Annotated in this window: 7 protein-coding genes; all 7 read left to right on the top strand. The window is 33.8% G+C overall.

Annotation, left to right across the window (positions count from 1 at the left end):
* The coding region (locus ACWA1B_RS22275; RefSeq protein ID WP_456910767.1) for a T9SS type A sorting domain-containing protein at positions 1–552 on the top strand (552 nt) is incomplete at its 5' end.
* Positions 553–1,484: 932 nt separating this feature from the next.
* On the top strand, positions 1,485–3,533 hold the full coding sequence (locus ACWA1B_RS22270; protein WP_456910765.1) for a GEVED domain-containing protein: 2,049 nt from the start codon (positions 1,485–1,487) through the stop codon (positions 3,531–3,533).
* Positions 3,534–4,174: 641 nt separating this feature from the next.
* The gene (locus ACWA1B_RS22265) at positions 4,175–7,177 is read left to right on the top strand and encodes a SusC/RagA family TonB-linked outer membrane protein (protein ID WP_456910763.1); all 3,003 of its coding nucleotides are present in this window, start codon (positions 4,175–4,177) and stop codon (positions 7,175–7,177) included.
* A gap of 11 nt (positions 7,178–7,188) precedes the next feature.
* Positions 7,189–8,538, top strand: coding sequence for a RagB/SusD family nutrient uptake outer membrane protein (locus ACWA1B_RS22260; protein ID WP_456910761.1), 1,350 nt, complete (start codon positions 7,189–7,191; stop codon positions 8,536–8,538).
* Positions 8,539–8,632: 94 nt separating this feature from the next.
* Positions 8,633–9,583 carry an isoaspartyl peptidase/L-asparaginase family protein gene (locus ACWA1B_RS22255; RefSeq protein ID WP_456910759.1) on the top strand — a complete coding sequence of 317 codons (951 nt, stop codon included), beginning with the start codon at positions 8,633–8,635 and terminating at the stop codon, positions 9,581–9,583.
* A 160-nt stretch (positions 9,584–9,743) separates the two neighbouring features.
* Positions 9,744–11,132 (top strand): YfcC family protein, encoded by a 1,389-nt coding sequence (locus ACWA1B_RS22250; RefSeq protein ID WP_456910757.1) that lies wholly within the window; start codon positions 9,744–9,746, stop codon positions 11,130–11,132.
* Positions 11,133–11,143: 11 nt separating this feature from the next.
* Positions 11,144–12,193 (top strand): cyanophycinase, encoded by a 1,050-nt coding sequence (locus ACWA1B_RS22245; RefSeq protein WP_456910755.1) that lies wholly within the window; start codon positions 11,144–11,146, stop codon positions 12,191–12,193.
* The last annotated feature ends 157 nt before the right edge of the window (positions 12,194–12,350 follow it).

Raw genomic sequence — 12,350 nt, 5'->3', positions numbered from 1 at the left:
AATGCCGGAGCTACCGTAACGGCTTGGATCGATGATGTTGACGGCTTGGAAGAATTGCCTCCAATTGCCATCATCAACAATGGAACCTGGAATTACTACGAATGGTTTTTACCAACTGCGGTGGGGACAACCATTACAACAGGAAACGGAATTGTGGGCGGCGCCTCTGTGACTTTAGATGCCATTGTTATCAAACAAAACAATACAGCCAACACAATGACGGTCTGGATCGATGATATTCAGCACAATTATATTTCCGGATGCTCCGGAACCAGAAAAATGTTGGATGTTGCCGATGTTGAAGACATAAAGACTACTGAAGGTTTGGTAGTGTATCCAAATCCAACAAACGGAATTTTGAATTTGAGTTTAGAAAATAATACAAAATCGGACGTTCGTTTATACAACACTTTAGGTCAGCAATTGTTGAACGCTACTTTTGAAGGAACTGAGCAACAACTTGACTTGAATAGTTTTGGACAAGGAATTTATCTTCTTCAGGTTGTTACTGATGGTAAAACGACAACCAAAAAGATTATTTTGGAAAAATAAGTTTTTAGCATAGCCTTAACTCGTTAAAAAATGTTTTAGTAGTTTGTATTCTTTAAGTTTCAAGCATAAAAGAGGCTGTCTCTCAATAGGGACAGCCTTTTTTAGTATTACTTATTTTCTGTTTCAAAATATAATAAGGGAAAAGAAATTATAAATCAAACCATCATCAACCTAGGAGGGCTTCCAAAAAAAGAGAAAATCCGATTGGTCTGTGTAGCTCAAATGTTTTAAACTTGAAATATGATTTTTAAAAATATAATCAGATTCATTTCAAAAATCGCGAATCAAATTTTTTTTATTAATTCATTAAAATTTGGTTTTAACTGAATTAAATTTATCTAAAAAGCGTAATCGATGAATTAAATTTAATGAAATTGTGAATTTTATTTTATTGAATCAATTTTTTTTATATTTTTGATAAAATAAAATCTACTGTTTTGATTTCTAGGAAAATAAATAAAATTTTAAAAACTAAATCTCTTACTTTAAGAGGTCTTCAGCCTATTTTTAATTGTTGAAGAAAATTGTTACGAAACGTTGCTTGTTTATAAGCTTCGAGTTTACAATTTAGTTATTTTATTTTTAATTTTCACAGCTACAAAAATGAACTATAATAACTTAGCACTCGTTTGTATTGATTGCAAATCACTTTATTTGAAAGGATTGCAACCAATATTCAATTGTTGAAAATAACTTTCTTCATCGTCAACAGATTTCAATATTCTACTTTCTACTTTCTACTTTGAAAGCTGTATTGAAAACTAATATCCTATTTTATTAAATTTTAAAAGATTGAAATACAATTTTCAATAGCATTTAAAATTCTGTAAACATTGTTGTAATATGTTTTTATGCATGTTGCAACCGTATGATTTGCGATTTTAGGACTATTGTTAGTTTTTTAAATTTTAACATTAAACAAAAAACATATTATGAAAAATATTTACAATATCAAGAAGAATTATTTGAATATATTATTATTTCTATTCACAGTAAATTTTACATATTCACAAACTTACACGAGCTGGATAACAGGAAGTACTTCGGATGTTAACACCACAACTACAGGCGGTACATGTTTAATGGGAGGTGGAACAGACAATGATGATGCAATAAAATGGATGATACAAAAATCAGGTGGGGGAGATTTTGTTGTCATTAGATCTGCGGGTACAGGTGCTTACAATGATTATATATACGGATTGGGAACGGTAAATTCTGTAGAAACAATTCTAATAGATACTAGAGCAAGGGCCGGTATTGCAGAAATTGCCACAAAAATTAGAAATGCTGAAGCTTTATTTATTGCAGGCGGGGATCAGGCTACTTATGTCTCCTATTGGAAAGATACTCCGGTAGAAGACGCTATAAATTATCTTATAAATACAAAGAAAGTACCTGTTGGAGGAACTAGTGCTGGATGTGCTATTCAAGGTAAATATTACTATAGTGCTGCAAATTCAAGTGTAACTTCAGCGCAAGCTTTAGCTAATCCGTATAACTCAGATATGACGATCGGATCAAATGATTTTCTAAATAATCCAATACTAGCTAATTTAATTACGGATACACATTATAATAATCCTGATCGCAGAGGAAGACAAACAGCTTTTATTGCCAGAATGTGGAAAGATTTAGGCGCGGGATTAAATGCAAAGGGAATTGGAGTTTATGAAAAAACGGCAGTTTGTATTGACCAAAATGGAATTGCAAAGGTCTTTGCTCCTGCAACCGGAAACTATGCTTATTTTTATCAGTTTGATACCAGTTCGTTACCAGAAACGGTAACTTCAGGCTCTGCTTTAACTTGGAACAATAACGGAAAAGGAGTAAAAATCATCAAAATTGAGGGAGATACGACAGGTTCGACTACACTTAATTTAAACGATTGGACGACAGTTTCAGGTTCTAAAGCTAGTTATGGCGTGATTAAAGTAGTTAATGGAACGTTGACAGAAACATTAGGTGCTGCCCCATCAGGCTGTCCTTCACCTACAAATTTGGCTGCAGGCACTATAACTACTAATTCTGCAATCCTTAACTGGTCTGGTACTGCAACAAATTATACTGTAAAATATAAGGCAAATAGTTCTTCAACCTGGACAACACTTAATGCTACAACAGCAACTTCAGTTAATTTGACTAGTTTGATTGCTAATACGGTTTATAATGTTGAAGTGTATGGTAATTGCACTAGTGGTTCTTCTCTTGCTGCATCGATAAACTTCACCACAACATCTAGCGGAGGTGGTACAGTTACTTATTGTTCTTCGGCAGGAAGTGATGCCAGCAGAGAATGGATTAAAAAAGTAGCAATTGGCAGTATTAGTAATTTAAGTAATTCAAATGGAGGTTATGCTGATTTTTCTTCGCAAGTAGCTAATATTTCTAAAGGAACCGCGACCACCTTGACATTGACGCCTGGATTTAGCGCAACAAGAAAATTATACTGGAAAGTATTTATTGATTTTAATAATAATGGTGTTTTTACGGATTCGGGAGAAGAAGTATATGCTATTTTCAGCAGCGCAACTTTAACACCCCAGATCACAATACCTGCATCAGCCGTTAATGGAAATATAAGAATGAGAATTATAGTAAGTTATAATTCAATTACCTCTTCTTGCGGCACGTATACTTATGGGGAAACAGAAGATTATACATTGAATGTTTCAGGAGGAACTGCAAAATTTAAGCAAAGTAAAAATATAGAAGAAACTACTAATACTGCAATGATCGTTTACCCAAATCCGGCTGTAGATATCCTTAAAATTGATTTTGCATTGGCAGAGAATCAAGATATTCAAGTTTCTATTTATGATCTTAATGCTTCGCTTTTAAAAACAATTAACGCTAAGGGAAACCGTGGTCAAAATAGTCTAGATGTGAACGTTTCTGATTTAAAAGCGGGCCAGTACTTACTTTCCATCAAAAGGGGTAACGAAGTTGTAAAACGTTCTAAATTTATTATATCAAATTAGTTTTTTTGTTTTTTAAACTATTTCACGGTTAATGGTAATAAATATATTCCGTACTTATTTACTAGAAATAGTTATTTTGATATTGGGAAGCTATTTTTCAAATGAATAGGCTTTCCAATATTAGATTTTTAGAAATTCTTTTTGTTTTACTTGATTAAAATCTTAAAATTATGAAGAAAAATCATTATAAAAACTAAAAGGATAAATAAAGTTTAATTAAAAGTTTGATTTTTATTTTTTAATTCATTTTTTTTTCTACTTTTAACATCAAATAAAATCAGTCTCTTTTGATTTCAGGAAAAGCAAATACAATCACAAAAACAAAATCTCTTACTTTAAGAGGTCTTCAGCCTATCTTTAATTGCTGAATAAAATTGATATTTAGACACCGTTCTTGAGTGTTGATATCATTATTGTATTTTTTATCTTCTCAACCAAACCAAACCAAATTAAATGAATTTTACCAATTTATCAAATCGTTGTATTGATTGCAAATCACTTTATCTAAAAGGATTGCAACCAATATTTAATTGTTAAAAGTTTCCCTTCTCAGTTTACAGATTTTTATGCCAAAACGCTTCATTTTTATGAATAGTTAAGGTATTTCTATTGTCAATTTTATTAAATTTTAAACCAGGAAAATGAAACCAAACAATAAAATAAAACTAATTGTAGTGTTGTTGTCATGCATTTCAACATATGCTCAAAAAACTATAAAAGGAACTGTTCTCGACAAACAATCCAATATACCCATGGTAGGTGTCAATGTTATTGTTCCTAATTCAAAAGCAAGTGCAATTACTGATTTTGACGGAAAATTTGAATTTCAGGTACCTGAAAACAGCACTTCAATAGAGCTGTCTTATATTGGATTTCAAACTCAAAAAGTAATGATAGATGGAAAATCCAATTACACCATTTTTATGACATCAGGTCAAGGTCAAAGTCTGGATGAAGTGGTGATTATTGGTTATGGAACGCAATCTAAAAAGGATGTAAGTTCAAGTATACAATCTATAAAAACAAAGGATTTGCCGCAGGGAACCTCTTCGAGTTTTGAAAACAGTCTGCAGGGACAAACTCCCGGGGTGAATATAAGTTCGTCATCGGCTACACCAGGAAGTGCTGTGAGTGTTAATATTCGTGGGGTTTCTTCTATATCAGCAAGTAGCCAGCCTTTGTACATAGTAGACGGAATTCCAATAGTATCTAGGAATAATTCAGCTTTGAATGCTAATATACAGCCTGTTAATCCCTTGGCAGATTTGAGCCCAAATGATATCGAATCTTTTACAATTTTAAAAGATGCTGCCGCAGCTGCTATATATGGTTCAAGAGGTGCAAATGGAGTAATCTTAATTACCACAAAAAGAGGCAAAACAGGTAAAAGTATTGTAGATGTTAATTACTACACTTCTTTTGCCCAAATTTCAAAATACCCAAAAATGGTAGATAGTGAAAAGTTTAAAAGTTTTTTTAACACAGCTGCAGAATTTGACGGACTAGGTTCAGATTATTTTGATTGGATTGATACTTCAAAAGGAATCAACACCAACATTTATGATGAAATTTTCAGAGTTGGTATAACACAAAATTTAGATCTTAGCGTTAAGGGAGGAAGTGAAAAAACAAGTTATTATTTAAGCGGAAATTATTATAACCAAGAAGGAATTCAATTGGGTCAAGGCTTCAAGAGATTAAGTGCCCGTATGAATCTTGATCATAATATTAATGAAAAATTTAAAATAGGAAACACCTTTTTTGTAACACGAAGCGACCATCAGCGAACCATTGGAGAAAACGATGAATACGGCGTTGTTATTAATGCACAAGGATGGGATCCTACAGAACCTATTTATGATGACAAGGGTAATTACACCAACCCGTTTAAATACAACACTTGGTGGCCACTTGAGAATCCAGTTCAGATTGCCAAAGAATATAAAAACACGTCTCAATCTACACGTGTTCAAGGTACAGCATATGTGGAATGGAAAATTATTCCAGATTTAAAATTTAAGTCGGCTTTTTCATTGGAATATTCCAACTTAGTTGAGGATTCTTACGTTCCGTCAGGTACAAATAAATCTAAAACAGGCGAAGGTATTTTTGCGACTTATGAAGAAACTAACTGGCTTGTTGAAAATACTTTCAACTACAATAAACAATTTGCTGAAAAGCATAATTTTGGAGCCATTTTAGGTTGGACAATACAAGAAAATGAAACTCGTTTTTCAGACCAGTCTGGTGTAGGATACGCTACTAACACAACATCAAGTATTTCGGCAGCAAGTACAATCATAGCGAGTACTTCGGGTAGAAATCAATACGGGCTGCAATCTTTTTTTGGAAGAGCAAATTATGTTTACGATGAAAAATATATAGCTTCATTTACAGTGAGAGCTGATGGTTCTTCTCGTTTTGGAGAGAATAATCAATATGGTTATTTTCCTTCCGGGTCATTGGCATGGAGAATCAATAAAGAGAAATTCTTTAAAATTGAAACCATTTCTGATTTTAAAATTAGAGCCAGTTATGGACTTACAGGAAATCAGGAAATTGGTTCAAACTGGAGAGGAACGTATACTTTAAATGCTAATTATAACGGAGTTCCCGGAATAGCGCCTAATCGATTGGAAAATCCGGATTTGGGTTGGGAAAAAACAAAACAACTCGATTTAGGTTTAGATTTAGGATTATTTAAAAACCGTATCAATTTGACGGCTGATTATTTCAACAAACAAACAGATGATCTTTTGTTGCAGGCTAAAGTTTCGGGACTTACAGGCTTTAATTCTGTTTACCAAAATGTTGGAGCAATAGAAAATAAAGGATTCGAATTTGGAATTAATGCTGCTGTCTTTGATGGAAATAATTTTAAATGGAATACAGGAGTAAACTTAACATTACTTGACAACAAGATTAAAAAATTAATCAATGACGGAGAAGAAGTAGGAAGAAATCATATTCTTAAAGAAGGCCAAGAGGTTAGTACTTTATATTTAATTAAATTTTTGGGTGTGGATCCGCAAACCGGAGACGCAAAGTTTGATGACGTGAATAAGGATGGAATCATTGATTTCTCTGACAGGCAGATTGTTGGAGGCGCATTGCCAACTTATTTTGGCGGATGGAGCAACAATTTCACATACAAAGGATTTACATTGACAGCAAACTTCATATTTTCTGGAGGAAATAAAATATTCAACCAAAGCCGACATGTTTATGATAATTATGGTTATACAAAAAGTGGTATTCCATATTCTAACATAAGCGAAAGAGTATATGATAATTATTGGAGAACGCCAGGCCAAATTACCGACGTACCAAGACCATCAACAAAAGATGGACAAATGCAACGTTTTAGTACGCAGTTTTTGGAAGACGGTGATTACATTAGATTGAAAACTCTAAGTCTTGCTTATAAATTGCCTTCGAATGTCATTCATAAAATTGGATTGAATAGTCTTTCTCTTTACATACAAGCTCAAAATTTATTTACCATAACCGATTATTTAGGTTTTGACCCTGAGGTTTCTACAAATACCTCAAGTCAACAAGATTTGAATAGTATGCAAGGGGAAGATTTTGGAACTTTAGGTCAGGCGCGCACCTTTACGATAGGATTAAGTACAACATTTTAAAATTTAAAATCATGAAAAATCAAAAGATATATATATTCTTGTCTATGTTGCTTGCCTTTACAGTTTTAGGATGTGACGATGTATTAGACACTAAATTAGATGATGAAATTCCGGCAGCAACTGCGATAACTGATAATATTTCATTAAAAGCAGCCGCTGTAGGATTATATGATGTGATGCAAAGCGGCACTTACTATGGAGGTGAATTCATATTGGCTCAGGAATTAACAAGCGGTAACGCTGATGCAACAGGTTTTCAGGAACGTTTTAGGCAATTGGACAATGCTATTGTTCCACCATCAAATGCATATATTCAAAGCAATTGGGTAAATGTTTATTCACTTGTTAATGCAAGTAATTTGATCTTGTTAAAAATGGAGGAGCTTCAGCTAAAAGATGATAATGCTAAGGGAACTGCACTTTTTTGCAGAGCATTAGGGCATTTTGATGCTTTGCGTCAATTTGGGCAGTTTACAAATCTGAACTCAAAATATGGTATTCCTGTTTCAACTAGATATTTAGATGCAAAATCGGCTAGTGAAGTTTCAAGATCTACTGTTGCTGAATCTTATCAGCAGATTATCTCAGATTTAAAAGATGCCATCGGAATTTTAAAATATGACAGTAACAGATTTTTTATTACAAAAGCTGCAGCCGAGGCTTTGCTTGCAAGAGTTTATTTGTATCAAGGTGATTACGACAATGCGATATTGTACGCGACTAAAGTAATTAGCAATAGTACTTATAAATTAAATACAAAATTTAATGATATTTATGATGTCGAAGGTTCGACAGAAGCGATATTAGAATTACAGTTTTTAGGAATTGACGGCAATAGTTTAACGGAATATTTATCAGTTTCACCGCCGGAAGTTTCTGCCAACTACAGTAATTTTTTCAAAGCCATGGACGGAGACAACGATCCAAGAAGTTATAAATATTATGATTCAGGAAAAGAAGTTTATTGCGATAAATATGGAACCCGCGACAGCGAAATAGATGGAAATGCAATAATCATCAAACTTTCCGAAATCTATTTAATTCGCGCAGAGGCATTGGCAAAGAAAAATCCGCAAAATTTAACTTTGGCTTTGGCTGATTTGAATGTGGTGCGTCAAAGATCTTTACCTGCCAAGCCTTATACTTTGGCGGAGATTCCTAACTTAGATGCTTTTATAAACATTTTGATTGAAGAAAATAAAAGAGAATTAGGCTTTGAAGGACATCAGTGGTTTACCATAGTTCGATTAGGAAAAGCGTCCTCGATTTTAAACATTCCTGCTTTTAGAACAACCTATCCGATTCCACAAAATGAAATTACGATTGCGCGTGGCAAATTAGAACAAAATCCAGGATATTAAAAATCCCCATGAGAAGCTGCTAATGCGGAATTCATCAATAAAAATGATATTTCGCTTAGCGGTCTTCTTTAAATTCAAAAAAAAGAAAAAAGAAATGACAAATAAAATACCCTTTGCACTTTGTATACATGGAGGTGCGGGTGTAATAACTCCCGAAAATCTATCACAAACAGATAAAAAAAAAATAAAAGAGGACTTAATTCTTGCGCTTAATGCCGGAGAAGAAATTTTAGCAGAAGGCGGTAATGCCGTTGATGCCGTTGCGGCTGCCGTAGTCGTTTTAGAGAATAGCATTCATTTTAATGCAGGTAAAGGAGCAGTTTATTCTCGTGAAGGAAAACATTTGCTGGAAGCATCAATAATGGATGGTGCTACTTTAGAGGCCGGAGCAGTAGCAAATAGTATGAAAATTAAAAATCCTGTTTTATTTGCCAAAAGTTTATTAGAGAATAAAGATATCATAATGATATCTGGTGAAGCTGCTGATAATTTGGCAGAGCAAATTAATCATGAATTAGTTGAAAACGATTACTTTGATACCAATTTTAGAAGAGAGCAATTTTTGGAAGCGAAAAAAATTTCTGAAACTGCAAGTTTTCTTGACCACTCCAATTTAAAGATGGGAACTGTTGGAGCCGTTGCTATTGATAGAAATGGCAATATAGCTGCGGCAACTTCAACTGGAGGAATGACTAATAAATTGGACGGACGTATTGGTGACTCTGCCATTATTGGAGCAGGGACTTATGCCAACAATAAGACTTGTGGGGTATCCTGTACAGGTGTTGGAGAATATTTTATCAGGGCTACAGTTGCATCAATGGTCTCAAATTTAATGGAATTCGGAAACATGTCCCTGGATCAAGCAACTGAAATAACGATCAAAGGTCATTTGACAAAGTTAGGCGGCGAAGGAGGGCTTATAGCAATCGATAAGGATGGAAATATTAATTTTTCGTTTAATTCTCAAGGAATGTATCGCGGTTTTGTAAATGAAAAAAAGAAGGAGAAAAAGATATTTATCTGGGATGATGAGGAGCTTTGATCTAACTATTCACTTGTTGTAGGGCAGTTATTATAAGTTGTTTCAGATTGTCAGATTATTGTATGAAAAAATATAAACATAGAAAAAGCTCAGGATAAAGATAAGTTAACAGGAATAAGGATATTATCCTCTTTCTCAAGAAAAATTTAAATGTAAAAAAATGAAATTAATCCAAAAATTCCCTGACACAATCACTATTATTTTAGTGATAACTATTCTTTTTATCGGTTTGACATGGGTAATTCCTGCAGGAGAGTTTGAGAGGTCAATGACAAACAATACTGAAAAAATTATCGCAGGTTCGTACAAACATGTTGCGGCATCGCCGCAAGGAATTAAAGCTTTTTTAGAAGCTCCTATAAAAGGTTTTATTTCGGCATCACAAATTATTGCTTTTGTCTTTTTGGTGGGGGGCGCTTTTTCGATTATAAACTTGACAGGTGCCATAAATGCAGGGCTTTTTAATGTAATTGAGTTTAGTCAAAAAAAGCCAAAACATAAAGTTTTCATTATTCCTTTTTTAATTATATTATTTTCTTTTGCCGGAGCTACTTTCGGAATGAGCGAAGAGATCTTAATTTTTATTTTGATTACTGTACCTATGGCAAAAGCGATGGGTTATGATGCAATTGTTGGTGCCGCTATTCCAATTGTGGGAACTGGTGTTGGTTTTGGAGGTGCTTTTAGTAACCCTTTTACTATTGGTATAGCCCAGGGGATTGCACAAATTCCAATTTTCAGCGGAATGGAATACAGGATTTTTGTATGGTTTGTTTTGACTACATGCGCTTGCGCCGTTATTACGCATTATGCAATAAAAATTCAGAAAGATCCTCAGAAAAGTTTATTGTACGGTTTTGCTGACGACAAAGAGAAAAACAATGTTGAGGTGTCAGATTTTAAATTGAACGGAGCTAGGAAAATAATTTTATATGCGCTTTTCGTTACAATTCTTATATTAATTTATGGAGTGAGTAATTATGATTGGTACATAAACGAAATTGCTGCGTTATTTTTGGCCTTGGCCATTTTTGTTTCTATTATTTATCGAATGTCTGTATCAAAAGCGGTAGATGCTTTTGTATGCGGAGCTAAAGATATGATGACCGCGGCTTTGGTAATTGGGCTAGCTAAGGGACTTTTAATCATTGCGCAGGAAGGCAAAATTATTGACACAATACTTAATTCCATTGTAGCAATAACACAAAACACGCCTACCGCTGTATCTGCTGAATGTATCTTTTTTTTCCAGTCGTTTTTAAACTTTTTTATTCCTTCAGGATCAGGACAAGCTTCTTTGACGATGCCTATTATTATTCCAATTTGTGATGCATCAGAAATAAGCAGGCAAATGGCAGTACTTACGTTTCAATTAGGTGACGGCTTTACAAATCTTATTATTCCAACAAGTGGTGTTACCATGGGAGCACTTTCTTTGGCTAAGATACCCTACAGTAAGTGGTTTAAATGGATGCTGCCGAGAATGTTGGTATTTTTAATAGCATCCATGCTACTGATTCTTCCTCCATTATATTTATTTAATTGGTAAATCAAACTAAAATGAAAATACTCACAATAACTTTTCTCCTGATTTTAAGTGCTTGCTCATCTGAAAACAATCCGCAAAATTCAGTTCCACAAACACCAGAAGTAAAAAACTACTTGTCTTATTTCACAGGAAATAAAGTAGATAAAATGACTTTTCCACAAGGCGGAATTTGCTTAATGGGAGGAGCCACGGAAAATGATGAGGCAATGAAATGGTTTTTACAAAGGGCAGATGGCGGAGATATTTTGGTATTAAGAACTTCGGGATCTGATGGTTATAATTCTTATTTATATACTTCTTTAGGTATTACTGTTAATTCTGTTGAAACGATTGTCTTTAAAAATGCTGAAGCGAAGTCAGATAAGTATATACTGGAGAAAATAAATAATGCTGAGGCGATTTGGTTTGCAGGAGGAGATCAATGGGAATATATTTCGTATTGGAGAAACACTCCAATTTCCGAAGCTATCAATAAAGCTGTCAAAAGAAAGGCAGTTGTAGGAGGAATTAGCGCTGGTATGGCTATTCAGGGAAGTTTTTATTTTTCGGCTCAAAATGGAACCATAACCTCTCAAGAAGCATTATTAGATCCTTTTGATAGTAAAATGACCGTGTCAAATGATCCTTTTTTAGATAATGTAATATTAAAAGACGTCATTACTGATACGCATTATGATAACCCTGATAGAAAAGGAAGGCATGTGACTTTTTTAGCTCGAATTATAAACGATTATAAAGTTCAGGCAAAAGGAATTGCTTGTGATGAATACACATCGGTATGTATAGACGAAAAAGGAATTGCAAGAGTCTTTGGCAATTATCCTTCAAAGGAAGATGTCACCTACTTTATAGTACCCAATACAGAAATTCCAGATAATAAGCCAGAAACTTGCAAGCCAAACACGCCATTGGAGTGGAATCGGAATGGAGCTGCAATAAATGTTTATGAAATTAGAGGAACTAGTACAGGAATCAATACATTTAATTTGAATAATTGGAAGGATGGAAAAGGAGGCGTTTGGAAAAAATGGTTTGTGGAAAATGGTAAACTCAAAGAATAAAGTAGCGGAAAGGAATGCATTTTAAATAAAGAACTAAAAGAAAGTATGAATAAAATTAGAGAGGAATCATTTTATCTTTAAAAATATAATAAAGTTATGTTGCAATTAAATGTAAAGAACGAAACGTCAAGACTGCGTGCCGTGGTTTTGGGTTCAG

It is taken from the genome of Flavobacterium xizangense, assembly GCF_054075145.1.
The sequence above is the reverse complement of the archived record's forward strand: the minus strand, read 5'-3'. Positions and strand labels throughout refer to the sequence as shown.

Excerpts from the sequence above, each read along its gene's own strand:
- ACWA1B_RS22270 (WP_456910765.1), top strand. The coding sequence starts at position 1,485 with ATGAAAAATATTTACAATATCAAGAAGAATTATTTGAATATATTATTA.
- ACWA1B_RS22265 (WP_456910763.1), top strand. The coding sequence starts at position 4,175 with ATGAAACCAAACAATAAAATAAAACTAATTGTAGTGTTGTTGTCATGC.
- ACWA1B_RS22260 (WP_456910761.1), top strand. The coding sequence starts at position 7,189 with ATGAAAAATCAAAAGATATATATATTCTTGTCTATGTTGCTTGCCTTT.
- ACWA1B_RS22255 (WP_456910759.1), top strand. The coding sequence starts at position 8,633 with ATGACAAATAAAATACCCTTTGCACTTTGTATACATGGAGGTGCGGGT.
- ACWA1B_RS22250 (WP_456910757.1), top strand. The coding sequence starts at position 9,744 with ATGAAATTAATCCAAAAATTCCCTGACACAATCACTATTATTTTAGTG.
- ACWA1B_RS22245 (WP_456910755.1), top strand. The coding sequence starts at position 11,144 with ATGAAAATACTCACAATAACTTTTCTCCTGATTTTAAGTGCTTGCTCA.